The organism is Paracoccus sp. PAMC 22219 (genome assembly GCF_000787695.1).
GTDB lineage: Bacteria > Pseudomonadota > Alphaproteobacteria > Rhodobacterales > Rhodobacteraceae > Paracoccus.
Genome location: NZ_BBPH01000191.1, coordinates 1 through 17264, shown reverse-complemented (window position 1 = coordinate 17264; position 17264 = coordinate 1). Strand labels below are relative to the sequence as shown.

13 protein-coding genes and 5 pseudogenes are annotated in these 17264 nt (G+C 67.8%); 10 read left to right on the top strand and 8 right to left on the bottom strand.

Going from position 1 to position 17264, the window contains the following annotated elements:
• Window positions 1–278: pseudogene (locus tag TY51_RS17895) on the bottom strand (type I secretion system permease/ATPase); the annotation flags it as partial.
• A gap of 123 nt (window positions 279–401) precedes the next feature.
• Between TY51_RS17895 and TY51_RS17890 the strand changes: the two are divergent.
• On the top strand, window positions 402–1190 hold the full coding sequence (locus TY51_RS17890) for a VacJ family lipoprotein (protein ID WP_231559127.1): 789 nt from the start codon (window positions 402–404) through the stop codon (window positions 1188–1190).
• Window positions 1165–1782: a phospholipid-binding protein MlaC gene (locus TY51_RS17885; protein ID WP_052650430.1), complete on the top strand. Its 618-nt coding sequence runs from the start codon at window positions 1165–1167 to the stop codon at window positions 1780–1782. Before TY51_RS17890 ends, TY51_RS17885 begins: the two co-directional genes overlap by 26 nt.
• A gap of 63 nt (window positions 1783–1845) precedes the next feature.
• On the opposite strand, the gene TY51_RS17880 is transcribed toward TY51_RS17885, so the two are convergent.
• The 3 genes from TY51_RS17880 to TY51_RS17870 form a co-directional block, all read right to left on the bottom strand.
• A complete protein-coding gene (locus TY51_RS17880) occupies window positions 1846–4125 on the bottom strand; it encodes a transglycosylase domain-containing protein (protein ID WP_042252220.1) in 2280 nt (759 codons plus the stop codon).
• Between the two features lie 178 nt (window positions 4126–4303).
• A complete protein-coding gene (locus tag TY51_RS17875; RefSeq protein ID WP_042252218.1) occupies window positions 4304–5710 on the bottom strand; it encodes an ammonium transporter in 1407 nt (468 codons plus the stop codon).
• Window positions 5711–5953: 243 nt separating this feature from the next.
• Window positions 5954–6955 carry a polyprenyl synthetase family protein gene (locus TY51_RS17870; protein ID WP_042252215.1) on the bottom strand — a complete coding sequence of 334 codons (1002 nt, stop codon included), beginning with the start codon at window positions 6953–6955 and terminating at the stop codon, window positions 5954–5956.
• A gap of 74 nt (window positions 6956–7029) precedes the next feature.
• On the opposite strand from TY51_RS17870, the gene TY51_RS17865 reads away from it, so the two are divergent.
• The 3 genes and pseudogenes from TY51_RS17865 (at window position 7030) to TY51_RS24650 (ending at window position 8212) form a co-directional block, all read left to right on the top strand.
• Window positions 7030–7239 carry a DUF2007 domain-containing protein gene (locus TY51_RS17865; protein WP_042252211.1) on the top strand — a complete coding sequence of 70 codons (210 nt, stop codon included), beginning with the start codon at window positions 7030–7032 and terminating at the stop codon, window positions 7237–7239.
• Window positions 7232–7988 (top strand): annotated as a pseudogene (locus TY51_RS17860) (tRNA1(Val) (adenine(37)-N6)-methyltransferase). Before TY51_RS17865 ends, TY51_RS17860 begins: the two are co-directional and overlap by 8 nt.
• 59 nt (window positions 7989–8047) lie before the next feature.
• A complete protein-coding gene (locus TY51_RS24650; protein ID WP_081995238.1) occupies window positions 8048–8212 on the top strand; it encodes a YdcH family protein in 165 nt (54 codons plus the stop codon).
• Between the two features lie 72 nt (window positions 8213–8284).
• Here TY51_RS24650 and phbB read toward each other — a convergent pair whose 3' ends face one another.
• The 3 genes and pseudogenes from phbB to TY51_RS17845 all read right to left on the bottom strand — a co-directional run bounded on the left by phbB (window position 8285) and on the right by TY51_RS17845 (window position 11195).
• Window positions 8285–9010, bottom strand: a complete 726-nt coding sequence (gene phbB, locus TY51_RS17855; protein WP_042252209.1) for an acetoacetyl-CoA reductase — start codon at window positions 9008–9010, stop codon at window positions 8285–8287.
• Window positions 9011–9093: 83 nt separating this feature from the next.
• Window positions 9094–10266 (bottom strand): acetyl-CoA C-acetyltransferase, encoded by a 1173-nt coding sequence (locus TY51_RS17850; protein ID WP_042252205.1) that lies wholly within the window; start codon window positions 10264–10266, stop codon window positions 9094–9096.
• Between the two features lie 129 nt (window positions 10267–10395).
• Window positions 10396–11195: pseudogene (locus tag TY51_RS17845) on the bottom strand (EAL domain-containing protein).
• Window positions 11196–11306: 111 nt separating this feature from the next.
• Here TY51_RS17845 and TY51_RS21410 point away from each other — a divergent pair.
• A pseudogene (locus TY51_RS21410) lies at window positions 11307–11873 on the top strand (DNA-3-methyladenine glycosylase I); the annotation flags it as partial.
• On the opposite strand, the gene TY51_RS17835 reads toward TY51_RS21410, so the two are convergent.
• On the bottom strand, window positions 11792–12406 hold the full coding sequence (locus TY51_RS17835; protein ID WP_081995236.1) for a TlpA disulfide reductase family protein: 615 nt from the start codon (window positions 12404–12406) through the stop codon (window positions 11792–11794). The pseudogene TY51_RS21410 and the gene TY51_RS17835 sit on opposite strands and share 82 nt — an antisense overlap.
• Window positions 12407–12429: 23 nt before the next feature.
• On the opposite strand from TY51_RS17835, the gene argH reads away from it, so the two are divergent.
• The 4 genes and pseudogenes from argH to TY51_RS24645 form a co-directional block, all read left to right on the top strand.
• Window positions 12430–13830 (top strand): argininosuccinate lyase, encoded by a 1401-nt coding sequence (gene argH / locus TY51_RS17830; RefSeq protein WP_042252199.1) that lies wholly within the window; start codon window positions 12430–12432, stop codon window positions 13828–13830.
• Complete coding sequence (locus TY51_RS22890) at window positions 13827–13994, top strand: hypothetical protein (RefSeq protein WP_197054827.1); 168 nt, start codon at window positions 13827–13829, stop codon at window positions 13992–13994. The genes argH and TY51_RS22890 overlap by 4 nt, the downstream gene beginning before the upstream one ends.
• On the top strand, window positions 13995–15260 hold the full coding sequence (gene lysA, locus TY51_RS17825) for a diaminopimelate decarboxylase (protein WP_042252197.1): 1266 nt from the start codon (window positions 13995–13997) through the stop codon (window positions 15258–15260).
• Window positions 15251–17264: pseudogene (locus tag TY51_RS24645) on the top strand (DUF4175 domain-containing protein); the annotation flags it as partial. The gene lysA and the pseudogene TY51_RS24645, both read left to right, overlap by 10 nt.

Here is a 17264-nt window from a genome sequence, read left to right as displayed (position 1 = left end):
CGGGCGGCGATCCGCTGCATCACGCGGTTGCGGATGATGTCGATGGCGCCCATCAGCGCGAACAGGAACACCACCAGCACGAAAAGGGCGGTCAGGGTCTCCACGCTGCGCGAGGCCAGCACGCGGTCATAGACCTGCAGCATGAACAGCGGTCCGGTCAGCATCAGCAGGTTCACGACCGCCGAAAACACCCCCACCGCCAGGAACAGCGACCAGCCCGTGGCACGCGCCTGGCGCAGTTCGCGGGCCCCGTCGGTCAGGTTCGCAGCCTTGGCCATTCGTCATGCCTTGAAAATGCCGCGCCGATGGCGGGGCTTGCCTCGTTACCGCGGCGACCATATCACCACGCAGGGCTTATGCCAGCCTGCCGCGACCCTCGCACTGAAAGGTTAAGGATTCCCTTGCGCCCCAACAGCCCCCCCGTCATGGCCCTGCTGCTGACGGCGCTTGTCGCCGCCGGTTGCGCGCAGGCGCCCGTCCAGCAGGACGGCATCACCATCAACGACCCGTACGAGGCCCAGAACCGCCGCGTTCACGCCTTCAACAAGGGGCTGGACGCGCGGGTCATCGGCCCCGTCGCGAACCGGCTGAAGGGGGAGGACGACGACGCGCCGCGCGATCCCGACGCCCCGATCGGGCCGCTGCAGATGGTGATCAACGCCGGGCGCAACCTGTCGCTGCCGGTCAAGGTCGTGAACGGGCTGCTGCAGGGCAAACCGCGCGATGCGGGCGCGAACCTGACCCGGTTCGCAGTCAATTCCACGGTCGGGCTGGGGGGCGTCTTTGACCCCGCCGCAGACAGTTTCGGCGTGACCGAGCGTGACACCGACTTCGGCCAGACACTGGCAGTCTGGGGCGTCCCCGAGGGGGCCTATCTGGAACTGCCCGTGCTGGGCCCGTCGACACAGCGCGATGCGGTGGGGCAGGTGGTCGATCTGGTCATCGATCCGCTGTACCATCTGCTGGACGGGCGCGAGGCGGGCGCGGTCTTTGCCCTGCGCGTCGCGTCAAAAGCCGGTGATCGGGCGCGCTTTGGGGACACGGTGGATGGCATTCTGCAGGGCAGTGCGGATAGCTATGCGCAGACGCGGCTGATCTGGCTGATGAACCGCCGATTTGACCTGGGAGAGACCGGTGACGATTATGACCCCTATGACGATGCGGATGTCATCGACCCCTATTCGGACTGACCGCCGGGGGCTGCTGGGCCTGATCGGATGCGCGTCTCTGACCGCGGTGCTGCCTTGGCGTCCCGCGCATGCGCTGGACGCGGACGGGGCGCATGCGCTGATCGACCGGTCCCTGGCCGAGGTCTATCAGGTCATCAATTCCGGCCAGCCCGCCCCGCAGATGTATCAGCAGTTCGAGGCAATCTTTGCCCGTTACGCCGATGTGGACGTCATCGCGCGGTCCGCGCTCGGCCCCGCCGCGCGCCAGACCGACCCCGCGGTGTTCGCCGACTACAAGCAGGCGTTCCAAGGCTATATCGGGCGCAAGTACGGCGCGCGGTTCCGCGAGTTCATCGGATCGCGGATCGAGGTGACGGGCGCACGGCAGCTGAAAAGCTTTTACGCGGTGACATCGGTCGCCTATCTGAACGGGCGCGCACCGCTGGAGGTGGAGTGGCACGTGTCCGACCGCTCGGGGGAGGACCTGTATTTCAACATCATCATCGAGGGCGTGAACATGCTGGCCAGCGAACGGGCCGAGATCGGCGCGATGCTGGCCCGCCGCCAGGGCGACGTCGTGGGCCTGGCCGCGGATCTGCGCCAGGCGGGCTGACAGCGCGGGGCCACGAATAAGCCGCCCGGTCCTGCGACCGGGCGGCTTTTTCATGTCCGGCGATCAGTTCCCGCCCAGGATGCCGTTCAGGGCGCGGGACAGGGCGTCGTCCGAATCGGCGCCCACGCTGCTGCCCGGCGTGACGGGGGGGCCGCCCTGCACCTCTCCGGGGGCGGTGATCACGCGGCCGCTGTTCTGCGCCTCGATCCCGTTCATCACCCCGGCCAGCGCAGCGGCCAGCGGATCGTCGGCCGAGCCGCTGGTCACCACCTGCGGGGTGGTGCCGCCGCTGGACATGATGATCCCGCTGCCATCGGGCGACACGGTCGACAGGGGCAGTTCGGGCAGACCGTCATGGATCTCCAGCATCACGGCCTGCCAGATCTCGGCCGGCAGACCGCCGCCCGTCACCCCGGTCAGCGGCGTGTTGTCGTCGTTGCCCATCCAGACGCCGGTCACGTACTGTTCGGTAAAGCCCACGAACCACGCGTCGCGATAGCTGCTGGTCGTGCCGGTCTTGCCCGCCACGGGACGGTCGCCCAGCTGCGCGCGCCCGCCTGTGCCGTTCGAGATCACCTGCTGCATCATGTAGATCAGCTGGCCGGCGGCGCGCTGGCTGATGACGCGTTCGCCGAAACCGCCGGTCTGGCCCATCAGCGGGCGGTCGTCGCCCTGCATCGCGACCTCGACCACGCCATAGGGCGCGACCGAGGTGCCGCCGTTGCGGATGCCCGCATAGGCGCCGGTCAGTTCCAGCAGCGTCGCCTCGGACGCGCCCAGGCCCAGGGACGGGCTGGTGGTCAGGTTGCTGACGATGCCGAAATCGCGCGCCACGCGGATCACCTGGTCGCGGCCCACGACCTCCTGCAGGCGGATGGTCGAGGTGTTCAGCGACTGCGCCAGCGACTGCGTCAGGGACACCATCCCGCGATAGTTGCGGGTATAGTTCTGGGGCGACCAGTTGCGCCCGCCCGGAATGCGGATGGTCAGGGGACCGTCCTCGATCCGGTCGGAGGGCGAATACCCGGCCTCCAGCGCGGCGGCATAGACGAAGGGCTTGAAGCTGGACCCGGTCTGGCGCTTGGCCTGGGTCGCGCGGTTGAAGACGCCGTTCACCCGCGTGTCGCGCCCGCCGATGATCGCGCGCACAGCGCCGTCGGCGGACATCACGACCACGGCCGCCTCGGCGGTCGAGCCGTCCTTGACCTTTTCGTCGAACACCTGCTGCAGGGCGCGTTCGGCGGCCCGCTGGATGCGCTGGTCAAGGGTCGTGGTGATGGTCACGTCCTCGGTCGTCTCGCTGGTCAGGAAGCCGGGACCGGATTCCATCAGCCAGTCCGCGAAATAGCCACCCGCCCGCGCGGTCGCGGCCTGCGACAGGGCGGCGGGGGCGGCACGGGCGGCGGCCAGCTGCTGGTCGTCCAGATAGCCTTCTTGGTGCATCAGCCCCATGACCACGCTGGCACGGGCCTGCGCGCGTTCCAGGCTGGCGGTGGGCGCATAGCGGCTTGGCGCGGGCAGCAGGCCCGCCAGCATCGCGGCCTCGGACACGTTCAGATCGGTCGCGGGCTTGTTGAAATAGACCTGGCTTGCCGCCTCGAACCCGCGGGCGCCGCCGCCTAGATAGGAGCGGTTCATGTAGATGCTGAGGATCTCTTCCTTGCTGTACTTCGCCTCCATGGCGAAGGCATAGGGGATCTCCTTGATCTTGCGCCAGATGCCGCCGGAGCGGCATTCGGCCTCGAACTCGGCCTCGTTGGCAAAGCGGGTGGGATCGAAGGTGTCGCCCAGGCACAGCAGCTTGGCGACCTGCTGGGTGATGGTGGAACCGCCGTTCCCCTCCAGCGGGCCGCGACCCTCGGCCATGTTGATGCGGATCGCGCTGGCGATACCGCGGGGGCTGACGCCGAAATGGCGGAAAAAGCGCCGGTCCTCGGACGACAGGACGGCCTGCTGCAGGACGGGCGGGATCTGGTCGCTGGTGACGGCGCCATAGGTCTCTCCGCGCCAGGCAAAGACGCGGCCGTCGCGGTCCAGCATGGTGACGCTGCCGCGGGCGCGACCGTCGAACAGATCCTGTGCCTCGGGGAGGCTGACATAGAAATAGGCGCTGGCCGCGCCGATGATCAGCGCGACCGTCATCGCCAGACGCCAGATCGACCCCCAGACGATGCGCCAGGCCAGCGTCACCAGCCCGGCGATCCAGCCCAGAATGCCGCCGCGCCGCGGCTTTCTGTGCCGCTTGACCTTGCGGGGCGTGGCCTTGGCCGGCGCGGGTTGGCTGCGCTTGTCGGCAACAGGGCTTTTGCCCGAACGGGGCGGGGTACCGGTGGGTCGTTTCATGCGTCGGGTGCCTGCGTCACTGCGTGGCCGGTTGGTCCGGCGGAATTGGCATTCAGCTTACAGCAAGTTTGCGTCGGGGGGAATTGGGCGCACCGAAGCGTGATTTTCCCCGCCGACGGGTCATGCAAAAGGCCCGGCCGCAGGGGCCGGGCCTTTGTCGTGGGGCGCGGATGCCCGATCAGTTGTAGGCGTTCTCGCCGTGGGTGGTCACGTCCAGGCCCTGGCGTTCGTCGCTGTCGCTGACGCGCAGTCCGATCAGCGCCTTGACGATGTGGATGGCGATGAAGGACACGACCGCCGACCAGACGATGGCGATGATCACGCCCAGGGTCTGGTTCCAGACCTGCGCACCCATCGCGTATTCGCCGACAGCGCCGGTCGAATAGTCGAACACGCCGCCGCCACCAAGCGAGGGGGCCGCGAAGACGCCCGTCAGGATCGCGCCGATGATGCCGCCGATGCCGTGGATGCCGAACACGTCCAGGCTGTCGTCGATGCCCATCTTGGGCTTGATCGAGACCACGAACCACATGCAGACCAGGCCGGCGATCAGGCCGATCGCGATGGCACCCATGGGGCCGACAAAGCCTGCGGCGGGCGTCACGCCGACCAGACCAGCGATGGCACCCGAGATGCCGCCCAGCAGGCTGGGATGGCCACGCATCATCCATTCGCCGAACGACCAGGCCAGCACGGCGGCGGCGGTCGCCACGGCGGTGTTGATCATGGCCAGCGCGGTCAGGCCGTTGGCCTCCAGGTTGGACCCGGCGTTGAAGCCGAACCAGCCGACCCACAGGATGCAGCCGCCGACCAGCGTGAAGGTCAGGTTGTGGGGTGCCAGCAGCTCCTTGCGGTAACCAAGGCGGGGGCCTGCGACCATCGCCGCGACCAGCGCCGCGACGCCCGCGTTGATGTGGATCACCGTGCCGCCGGCAAAGTCCAGCGCGCCATGCCCGAACAGCAGCCCCGAGGGCGCGTCATAGGCCGACGGGCCGCCCCACCACCAGACCATGTGGGCCATCGGGATGTAGGAGAAGCAGAACCAGATCACCACGAACAGGATCACCGCAGAGAACTTCAGCCGTTCCGCCGTGGCGCCCACGATCAGCGCCGAGGCGATGCAGGCGAAGGCCATCTGGAAGATCACGAAGGCCAGTTCCGGGACGAACACGCCGGTCGAGAAGGTCTCGGCCAAGGCATCGGTGCCCACGCCCGCCAGGAACGCCTTGGACAGCCCGCCGATATAGGGGGTGAAGAAGGTCGCGTCCTCGGCGCTGCCCGCACCGGTGAAAGCGAGCGAATAGCCGAAGGCGACCCACAGGATCGCGATGATCGAAAAGATGGTCAGCACCTGCATCAGCACCGACAGCATGTTCTTGGCACGCACCAGGCCGCCATAGAACAGCGCCAGGCCCGGCAGGGTCATGAAGATGACCAGCACGGCCGACATCATCAGCCAGGCGGCATCGCCCTTGTCGACGATGGGGGCCGCGGCCTCGACGACCGGGGCCGCGGCGTCTTGCGCGAAGGCTGGGACCGCGGACAGGGCCGCCGCCAAAAGACCATATGCGGAAAGTTTTCTCATACTTCTCTCATCCTTAACATCACCCGACGGGCCGCAGCTGCGGCGAACTTCGCCCCTTGGATTGGCAAAAAGCAGCTGCTTGCACAGGCCGCAGGCACTGATTCAGGAGGTCCAGACCGGGTATGCCGGGAAAATGGGCTGTAATGCGGGGCAATGCCCGAAATGCAGGCGCACCGCGTGCGTCCGCGGCAGCCCCGAAAGGGCCGCGAAATCGCAGGGCAGGAGAGGGATGAAGGGGGTGGGTCAGGCCACGCGGCTGACGACGAAATCCGCCAGATCGGCCAGCATGTCGCGAATCGGATGGGCCGGCAGCACCTGCAGCGCGGCGCGGGCCCGTGCCGCATGGGCCAGTGCGTCGGCGCGCGCGGCCTGCATCGCGCCGTGACGGGCCAGCAGCGCCAGCGCATGTTCCAGATCGCCGTCGCGCTGATCGCCCGCCTCGATCGTGCGGGTCCAGAAGGCGCGTTCCTCCGGGGTGGCCTTGGCGATGGCCTTGATGACCGGCAGGGTCAGCTTGCGTTCGCGGAAATCGTCGCCGACGTTCTTGCCGATCGTCTCGGTCGCGCCGCCGTAATCCAGCAGGTCGTCCACGATCTGAAAGCTGATGCCCAGGGCATCGCCGTAATCGAACAGCGCCTGCACCTGATCGTCGGGCGCGCCGGCGATGACGCCGCCCACCTCGGTCGCGGCCGAGAACAGCGCGGCGGTCTTGCCCCGCACCACCTGCAGATAGACGGATTCGTCGGTCGCCAGGTCCTGCGCCGCGGTCAGCTGCAGCACCTCGCCCTCGGCGATGGTGGCGCTGGCATTGGCCAGGATCTCCAGCGTGCGCAGGTTGCCGGGTTCGACCATCAGCTGAAAGCTGCGGGCGAACAGATAGTCGCCGACCAGCACGCTGGACTTGTTGTCCCACAGAAGGTTCGCGGTGGGACGGCCACGGCGCTGGCGACTTTCGTCGACCACGTCGTCATGCAGCAGCGTGGCGGTGTGGATGAATTCGACCGTCGCGGCCAGGTGGACGTGCCACGGGCCGGGATAGCCCAGCAGCTTGGCCGCGGCCAGGGTCAGCATCGGGCGCAGGCGCTTGCCGCCGGCCTCGATCAGGTGGGCCGTCACCTCGGGGATGCGGGGGGCATGGCGGCTGGCCATGCGGTCGCGGATCAGCGCGTTGACCGCCTCCATCTCGGCGGTCAGGGCCTCGGTCAGCCGATCCAGCGGTTTGCGGACGTTGTCCTGCACAGTCATGCCATACCCCGTGTCTGCGCCCGTGCATTGCCACGGCATCGACAAATGCGCAACCGCCGCTTAACGTCGCGCCCATGAAAGAGCTTTTCCGCAGCAACGATCCCGTCCGCATGTCCGCCGCCACCAGCCTGCTGGAATCAGAGGGGATCGTGACCTTTCCGATGGATCAGCACATGAGCGTGCTGGAGGGTTCCATCGGCGTGCTGCCCGCGCGGCTGATGGTCGCGGACCGCGACGAATTCATGGCCCGCGCCATCCTGCGCGACAACGGGCTGGATGACTGACACGCGCATCGACGGGTTTCTGGACGGCCGCCTGCGGGTTGCCCAGCCCGTCCACGGCTATCGCGCGGGTGCCGATGCCGTGATGCTGGCGGCGGCCTGTCCCGCGCAGCCGGGGCAGGCGGTTCTGGAACTGGGCTGCGGGGCGGGGGTGGCCAGCCTGTGCCTGGGCTGGCGGGTGCCGGACCTGGCGATCACCGGGCTGGAACGCCAGCAGGCCTATGCCGATCTGGCGCGCGACAACGCGGCCGCGAACGGCATCGGGCTGACCGTGCTGACCGGCGATCTGGCCGACCCGCCGCAGGTCCTGCGGGACGCATCCTTCGATCAGGTGATGATGAACCCGCCTTATTTCCTGGGCGGCACGCCCGCGCCCGACGCGGGCCGCGCGTTGGCCCGGCGCGAGGAGACGCCGCTGGCGCTGTGGATCGACGCGGGGCTGCGGCGGCTGCGGCCGGGCGGCTGGCTTAGCGTGATCCAACGCGCCGACCGTCTGGACGGGATCATGGCCGCGCTGGCGGGTCGCGCCGGGTCGGTGGCGATCCTGCCTGTCGCGGCCCGGACGGCAGTCCGGCGGGCCGCGTTCTGGTCGCCGCCCGCAAGGCGCGCGCGGTCCGCTGCGTCTGCTGGCCCCGCTGATCACCCATGCCGCCGCCCGTCACGACCGCGATGCCGAGGACCTGACCCCGCTTGCTGCCCAAATCCTGCGCGAGGGTGCGCCGATCGCGATGGGAATTGCGAAAGCTGCGTGACAGAATCAATAAGCTGTGGTGCACTGAACAGGTTCGAGACAACTATAGAGGAGTACGCGATGACGGTTGCTTCCCATGTCGAGGAGCTTCGCAAGAAGCATCAGAACCTATCGGTTGCTGTAGAGAGGGCACAGAGGAGCCCAGGTGCCAGCGACCACGAAATCACCACGATGAAGCGAGAGAAACTTCGCCTCAAGGAGCAGATCAGCCGACTTGGTCACTGACCCGTCGCATGGCCGACCCCTCACTGAAAAAGGCCCGCGCAGATCGCGCGGGCCTTGCCTGTTTCGCGGGGGTCAGACGAAGTACTGGCCGCCATTCGCGCTGATCGTGGAGCCGGTGATGAAGCCCGCGTCGTCCGCGGCCAGGAACACCACGGCACGCGCGATCTCCTCGGGTTCGCCAAGGCGGCCGACGGGGATCTGCGGGATGATGCGTTCGTTCAGCACCTTTTCGTCGATGGCGCGCACCATTTCCGTTCCGATATAGCCCGGGCAGATGGCGTTGACGGTTATGCCTGCACGCGCACCCTCCTGGGCAAGCGCCTTGGTGAACCCCAGATCGCCGGCTTTGGCGGCGGAATAGTTCGCTTGGCCTGCCTGACCCTTTTGCCCGTTGATCGAGCTGATGTTGATCACGCGGCCGAACTTGGCGTTGCGCATGCCGTTCCAGACGCCGTGGGTCATGTTGAAGACGCCGGTCAGGTTGGTGTCGATGACCTCTTTCCACTGCTGCGGGGTCATCTTGTGAAACATCGCGTCGCGGGTGATGCCGGCATTGTTGACCAGCACGGAGACGGGGCCCAGCTCGGCCTCGACCTGCTTGATGCCTTCGGCGCAGGCGTCGTAATCGGCGACCGACCATTTGTAGGTCTTGATGCCGGTCTCCTCGGTAAAGGCGCGCGCGGCGTCGTCATTCCCGGCATAGTTGGCCGCGACCGTATAGCCTGCGTCCTTCAGCGCCTTGGAAATGGCGGCCCCGATGCCCCGCGATCCTCCGGTGACAAGTGCGACTTTCGACATGTTTCCCCCTCCTTCTTTAGGTTCTTGAAATATTGCTAATCAATGAAGTTCCGGCGCGCAAGATCATTGCGCGCCGAATGGGCTCAGCGTTCCAGGCACATGGCGACGCCCATGCCGCCGCCGATGCACAGCGTGGCCAGGCCCTTTTTCGCGTCGCGGCGGCGCATCTCGAACAGCAGCGTGTTCAGGACGCGCGCCCCCGAGGCGCCGATCGGGTGACCGATGGCGATGGCGCCACCGTTCACGTTCACGATGGACGGATCCCAGCCCATGTCCTTGTTCACGGCGCAGGCTTGGGCGGCAAAGGCCTCGTTCGCCTCGACAAGGTCCAGGTCGCCGACGGACCATCCGGCCTTGTCCAGCGCGCGGCGGCTGGCCGGGATCGGGCCGGTGCCCATGATCGCCGGGTCCAGGCCCGCGGTGGCATAGCTGGCGATGCGGGCCAAGGGCGTCAGGCCGCGGCGCGCGGCCTCGTCCTCGGACATCACCATCACGGCGGCCGCGCCGTCGTTCAGGCCCGAGGCGTTCGCCGCGGTGACCGATCCGTCCTTGGCAAAGGCGGGGCGCAGCTTCTGCATCGCCTCGATCGTGGCGCCATGGCGGATGTATTCGTCCTTGTCGACGACCGTGTCGCCCTTGCGGGTCTTGACGGTATAGCCGACGATCTCGTCGTCAAAGCGGCCCTCTTTCTGGGCGGCTTCGGCCTTGTTTTGCGACGCCAGTGCGAATTCGTCCTGCTGGTCGCGGCTGATCTGCCACTTGTTCGCGACGTTTTCGGCCGTCTGACCCATGTGATAGTTGTTGAACGCATCCCACAGCCCGTCGCGGATCATCGTGTCGATGAACTGCATGTCGCCCATCTTCTGACCGGCGCGCAGATAGGCGGCATGCGCCGACAGCGACATGCTTTCCTGACCACCGGCCAGCACCACGCGGGCATCGCCCAGGATCACCTGCTGCGCGGCCAAAGCCACGGCGCGCAGGCCCGACCCGCAGACCTGATTGATGCCCCAGGCGGAAGATTCCTGCGGCAGGCCGGCCTTGATATGCGCCTGGCGGGCGGGGTTCTGGCCCTGTGCGGCAGTCAGCACCTGGCCCAGGATCGTCTCGTCGACGTCGGTCGGGTCAATGCCTGCGCGGGCGACAACCTCGGCCAGGACGGCGGCGCCCAGGTCATGGGCGGGGACATTCGCAAAGGCCCCCAGGAAACTTCCGACCGGGGTGCGGGCGGCGGAAACGATTACGGCTTTGGTCACGGCAGACTCCTTCGCATCAGTGCCGGACGAACCGGCCTGGGGTCAGGATGCTGTTTCGGGACGCTACGTCAAGTCGAAGCCTTGGGACTTTTGGATGATGTCCCCCGTGCGGACGGGCGGAATATGCCCTTATCGGCTGGCCAGAGAGGGCGGTTTCTTCCACGGCGGCGCGATGGTCGGGGCGCCGAAATAATAGCCCTGCAGGCAGTCAATGCCGATATCGATCAGGAACGCGGCCTCATCGGCGGTCTCGACGGATTCGGCCACGGTGAACATGTCGAAATGATGCGCGATGGATTGCAGCGCGCGGGTCAGGACCTGGTTGTCGGGCTTTGTCGCGATCTCGCGGATGAACTGGCCGTCGATCTTGATCATGTCGAAGCAGAAGTCGCGCAGATAGCGGAACGAGGTATAGCCCGCCCCGAAATCGTCCAGCGCCAGGCTGATGCCGTATCCCTGCACCTCGGCCATGAAGGTCTGCACCTCCTCGGGCATGCCCATGGCGCTGCTTTCGGTGATCTCCAGGATCAGGCGTTCGCCCAGGGTCGTGTCGTCGGACACCCCGCGCCGCAGCGTGCTGATCCATTCGGGATACAGGATCGACCGGGCCGACATGTTGATCGACAGGCGCAGTCCCGGATCCTCGGCCAGGGTCTGCAGGCCCAGGGACAGCGACAGGCAATCGATCTTGCGGCCCAGTTCCGTCACCTCGGCCTGGGGCATGAAATCGCGCAGGGGCACCAGCGCCCGCTGTCGTCGATGATGCGGATCAGCCCCTCGTAGAAGGCGGGCGTCTTGGTGCGCTGCGCCTGCACGATGGGCTGGAAGGCCAGCGTCGCGCTGCCTTTTTCCACCGCCGACGAAACGGCCGCCAGGGTGATGCGGTCCTGATGCCGGATCGCGTCCTCAAGGGGCGAGCTGTTGTCCATTATTCTGTCGCTCACGGGCGGCCTCTTACCGAGTCGGGTGTTCTTGCAGTCTGCCCATATTGGCTTAACCTGCCGTGAATCGTGATCTCTTTCTTGGGTTTGGGTTAACAGATGATGGACCGTTGCGGATGGTGCGGCGACCTGCCGGTCTATGTCGCCTATCACGACCACGAATGGGGCGTGCCCGAACGCGACCCGCGGGCGCTGTGGGAAAAGCTGGTGCTGGACGGATTTCAGGCCGGTCTGTCCTGGATCACCATCCTGAAGAAACGCGATGCCTTCCGCGCCGAATTCGACGGGTTCGACCCCGAACGCGTGGCGGCCTGGGACGCGGCGCGGATCGACCGCGCGCTACTGAACCCCGGCATCATCCGCCACCGCGGCAAGATCAAGGCGACCGTCCGCGGCGCCCGCGCCTTTCTGGACATAGAGGCGCAGGAGGGCTTTGCCCCCTGGCTGTGGTCGTTCGTCGGCGATGCCCCGATCCAGAACGACTGGCCGGACCTGAGCCACGTGCCCACCGACACGCCGGAATCGCATGCGATGTCCAAGGCGTTGAAGGCGCGCGGCTTCGGGTTCTGCGGTCCGGTGATCACCTATGCGTTCATGCAGGCCACGGGCATGGTCAACGACCATGTCGTGACCTGCCACAGGCACGGCCCCGTCAGCGCTGTAAGCTGTGTGATCAGCGCCTTGGCCGCGTCCGAATCCCATTCGGCGTCGCCCAGATATCGCGCGACCTCGCGCCCCTCGCGGTCGATCAGGACAGTCACGGGCAGGCCCACCACGCCCATCTCTCGCGAGACCTGCTGGCGGGGGTCCAGCAGCACGGGCAGGTTCTCGACGCCCACCTCGGCATAGAAATCGTCGATGCGCTCGACCGCGTTGCGGCCGGTCGCGATGGTCACCACCTCGAAATCGTCGCCGCCCAGTTCGGCCTGCAGCCGGTCCAGGGCGGGCATCTCCTCGCGGCAGGGGGCGCACCAGGTGGCCCAGAAGTTCAGCAGCACCACCTTGCCCTGCCAGTCGGCCAAGGTGTGGGTGCCGCCGTCGCGGTCGGTGAATTCGGCAGCCGCCACGGGGGCGGGTTCTTCGGCCACGACCAGCTTGTCCAAGCCCCCGTCGCGGGCCGCCTGCCAGTCGGGGTCCGCCGCGAAGGCGGTGTTTGCACCGAAAACAAGGGCCGTATAAAGCAGGGCGGAACGCAGCATGTGACCTCCGAAGGACGTACTTGATGACCGACCGGCCCCAGACCACCGCCAACAGCATGTGGGGCGGGCGCTTTGCCGCCGGTCCCGACGCGATCATGGAGGCGATCAACGCCTCGATCGGGTTCGACCGGCGGCTCTACGCCCAGGATATCCGGGGCAGCCGGGCCCATGCGGCGATGCTGGCCGCCACGGGCATCATCAGCGATAGCGATGCCGAGGCGATCGGGAAAGGCCTGCTCACCGTCTTGTCAGAAATCGAGGGCGGACAGTTCGCGTTCAAGACCGCGCTGGAGGACATCCACATGAACGTGGAGGCCCGCCTGAAGGAGGTCATCGGCGAACCCGCGGGCCGCCTGCACACGGGCCGGTCGCGAAATGACCAGGTCGCGACCGATTTCCGGCTGTGGGTGCGCGACCAGTGCGACGCGGCCATCGACGGCCTGACCGCGCTGATCCGCGCGGCTTTGTCGCAGGCCGAGGCGGGGGCCGATTGGGTCATGCCAGGCTTCACTCATCTGCAGACCGCGCAGCCGGTGACCTGGGGCCATCACATGATGGCCTATGTCGAGATGTTCGGCCGCGACCTGTCGCGGTTCCAGGACGCACGCAAACGCATGAACGAATCGCCCCTGGGGGCCGCGGCGCTGGCAGGCACGGGCTATCCGATCGACCGCGACATGACCGCGAAGGCCTTGGATTTCGACCGCCCGATGGCCAACAGCCTGGACGCGGTCAGCGACCGGGACTTTGCGCTGGAATTCCTGGCGGCCAGCAGCATCTGCGCCGTCCACATGTCGCGCCTGGCCGAGGAGCTGGTGATCTGGTCGTCGGCCCAGTTCCGCTTTGTCTCGATGTCGGACAAGTGGTCGACCGGGTCGTCCATCATGCCGCAGAAGCGCAACCCCGACGCGGCCGAACTGATCCGCGCCAAGATCGGCCGCATCCTGGGCGCCACGGTCGCGCTGTTCACGGTGATGAAGGGCCTGCCCTTGGCCTATTCCAAGGACATGCAGGAGGACAAGGAACAGGTCTTTGACGCCGCCGACACGCTGATGCTGGCGCTGGCCGCGATGACCGGGATGCTGTCGGATCTGACCGCGAACCGCGACCGGCTGGAGGCCGCGGCGGGGGCCGGGTTCTCGACCGCGACCGACCTGGCCGACTGGCTCGTGCGCGAACTGGGCCTGCCGTTCCGCGACGCCCATCACGTGACCGGGTCGCTGGTGGCGCTGGCCGAACAGGGGCGCGTCGATCTGCCCGACCTGACGCTGGCGCAGATGCAATCGGTGCATGGTCAGATCACCGATGATGTGTTCAATGTGCTGGGCGTGCACAATTCCGTCGCCTCGCGCCAAAGCTATGGCGGGACGGCGCCCGCGCAGGTGCGCGCGCAGATCGCCCGCTGGAAGGAGAAACTGGCATGAGAAACACTGTCATCATCGTCGTCGTCCTGGTCGTCGTCGTGGCCGTCCTGGCCAGCTGCGGCGTGGACGGCGCCCCGCAGCGCCCGGTCGAAAAGCCTCTGCAGCAGCAGATGGGCGTCACCGTCAGCGGCGATGCCCGGTTCGGCGTGTCGGCCGACCTGTAGATGGACCACTTCCTCTATCGCAACGGCGAGCTTTTTGCCGAGGACGTGCCCCTGTCCTGCATCGCGCAGCAGGTGGGCACGCCCGTCTATGTCTATTCCGCGGCGACCCTGACGCGGCATTTCGGCCTGTTCCGGCAGGCGCTGGATTGGACCGACCACCTGGTCTGCTTTGCGGTCAAGTCGAACAGCAACCTGGCCGTGCTGAAGCTGATGGGCGATCTGGGCGCGGGCATGGACGTAGTGTCGGGCGGGGAATACGCGCGTGCCAAGGCGGCGGGCGTGCCGGGGGACCGGATCGTGTTTTCGGGCGTCGGCAAGACCGTGCCCGAGATGCGCATGGCGATCGAGGGTGGCATCCGCCAGTTCAACATCGAATCCGAGCCCGAGATGCGCGCCCTGTCCGCGCTGTGCGTCAGCATGGGCGCGACGGTGCCGGTGGCCATCCGCGTGAACCCCGATGTCGACGCCAAGACCCATGAGAAGATCGCGACCGGCAAGTCCGACAACAAGTTCGGCATCCCGATCAGCCGCGCGATGGCCGTCTATGCCGAGGCCGCGTCCCTGCCGGGGCTGCGCGTCGTGGGCGTCGACGTCCATATCGGCAGCCAGCTGACCGATCTGGCGCCGTTCCGCGCCGCCTATCTGAAGGTGGCCGAACTGACCCGCGCGCTGCGCGCCGAGGGTCACGATATCACGCGGCTGGACCTGGGCGGCGGCCTGGGCATCCCCTATCGCCGCGACAACAGCGCGCCGCCCCTGCCCATCGAATACGGGCAGGTGATCCGCGAGACGGTCGGCGATCTGGGCTGCGAGATCGAGATCGAGCCGGGCCGCAACATCGTCGGCAACGCGGGCGTCCTGCTGTCGCGCGTGATCTATGTGAAGAACGGCGAGGATCGCGACTTCCTGATCGTCGACGCGGCGATGAACGACCTGCTGCGCCCGGCCATGTACGGCTCGCATCACGACATCGTCCCGCTGATCGAGCCTGCGGTGGGGGCGCCGGTTCGGCCCTATGACGTGGTCGGTCCGGTCTGCGAATCGGGGGACACGTTCCAGAAGGGGGCCGATCTGCCCGAACTGGCGGCAGGCGGGCTGGTCGCGTTCCGGTCGGCCGGGGCGTATGGGGCCGTCATGGCGTCGGAATACAACTCCCGTCCGCTGGTGCCCGAGGTTCTGGTGCAGGGCGATCACTTCGCCGTCATCCGGGCACGCCCCACGTTTGAGGAAATGCTTGCGCGGGATAGCATCCCGGCATGGCTTTGATCGGACGCCCGCGCAAGACCGACAGCCCGGGGGCCGTCAGCCCCCGGACCCCCGAGGGTATTTTCGCAACCGAGAAGGGCCCGGTGGGCCGCGCGCTGCGCCTGACCCGTGCCGGCATGGCGTGGGAACGGGCGGCGCGGGCCTTTTGGCCGCTGGCGACGCTGCTGTTCTTTGGCATCGCGGCGCTGGCGCTTGGCGCGGTGGCGGCGCTGCCCGAGGCGGTGCTGCCGTGGCTGGCCGGGCTTTGGCTGCTGGCGGTCCTGGTCGCGGCGGTCCGGGGCGGATGGCGCTTTCGCCGCGTGCGCCGGGCCGAGGCGCTGGCACGGCTGGACCGCACCTTGCCGGGACGTCCGCTGACCGCGCTGTCTGACCGTGCCGCGATCGGCGGCGAGGGGCCGCTGTGGCAGGCGCATCTGGCACAGATGCGCGACGCCGCGCTGGCCGCGCGTGCGGTGCGTCCCGACGCGGATCTGGCGCGGCGCGACCCCTTTGCCCTGCGTCTGGCGGGGCTTGTGGCGCTGGTCATGGCGCTGATCTTTGGCGGCGTCGGCCAGATGGGGCTGGGCGTGCGCGCCCTGGCCGCGACGATGGCCACGCCACAGCCCGGTGCCGCCCCGCCGAAGGGGCCCGTCTGGGAGGGCTGGGCCGAACCGCCCGCCTATACCCGCCGCCCGACCTTGTACCTGAACGCCTTGGCCGAGGGTGATGTTCTGGAGTTGCCCAAGGGCAGCACCGTCAGCTTTCGCATCTATGCCCAAGGGTCCGACCTGGTGCAGGATATCGGGCCCGTCACCTCGGACGATCCGACGGCCCCGGCGTTCCGGGCCGACCAGTCGGGCAGCATCGACATCCAGGGCCGCCGCTTCGCGGTGATCGTGCAGCCCGATGCCGTGCCGGTGATCCGGGCGGGGGCCGCACCCACGCGCCGCGCCGACGGGCGGATGATCCAGGATTACGAGGCCGGGGACGATCACGGCGTGATGTCGGCACAGGCGGTCATCGCCCTCGATCTGGACGCGGTCGATCGCCGCTTTGGCCTGGCCATCGCGCCGGAGCCGCGCGACCCGGTGGCGCTGGACCTGCCCTTGCCGCGCGGCGATCGCCGCGAGGTTCAGGGCCAACTGGCCGAGGATCTGTCCCGCCACCCTGGGCCAACCTGCCCGTGACCGTCACGCTGCGCGCGGTGGACGGGATCGACCAGGCGGGCCAGTCTGATCCGATGGCGCTGCCCCTGCCGGGGCGGCGGTTCTTCGACCCGTTCGCGGCCACGCTGATCGAGCTGCGCCGCGACCTGTTGTGGTCGCGCCAGAATGCCGGCCGCAGCACCGAGATCCTGCGCGCCGTCACCTGGCAACCCGAAGGGTTCGTCGAGGACGACCTGCATGCCGAACTGCGCGCCGCCGTGCGGCTGCTGGATGGGGGCGATCTGACCCCCGACGCCCGCGACCGCCTGGCCGAGGCCCTGTGGGAGGCTGCGGTGCTGCTGGAGGATGGTGGCCTGTCGGACGCACTGGAACGGATGCGCGCCGCGCAGGAGCGCCTGTCCGAGGCGATCCGCAACGGCGCCAGCCCCGACGAGGTCCAGCGCCTGATGGACGAGCTGCGCGAGGCGACCGACGCCTATACCGACATGCTGGCCCAGCAGAGCCAGCCTCAGGACCAGACCGACAGCCCCGACCGCGGCGAACAGCAGGGCCAGCAGATCACCGGCGACCAGATCCAGGAGATGATGGACGAGATCCAGCGTCTGATGAACGAGGGCCGCATGGCCGAGGCCGAAGCCCTGCTGGAACAGTTCAACCGGATGATGGAGAACCTGCAGGTCCAGCAAAGCCAGGGTCAGGGCGAGGGAGAGGGCCGGCAGGGCAGCCAGCCGATGAACCGCCTGGCCGACACGCTGCGCGAGCAGCAGGAGCTGTCGGACGAGGCATTCCGCGACATGCAGCGCCAGTTCGGCCAGGGCGAGCAGCCGGGCGGCGAAGGTCAGGACGGCGAGAGCCTGGC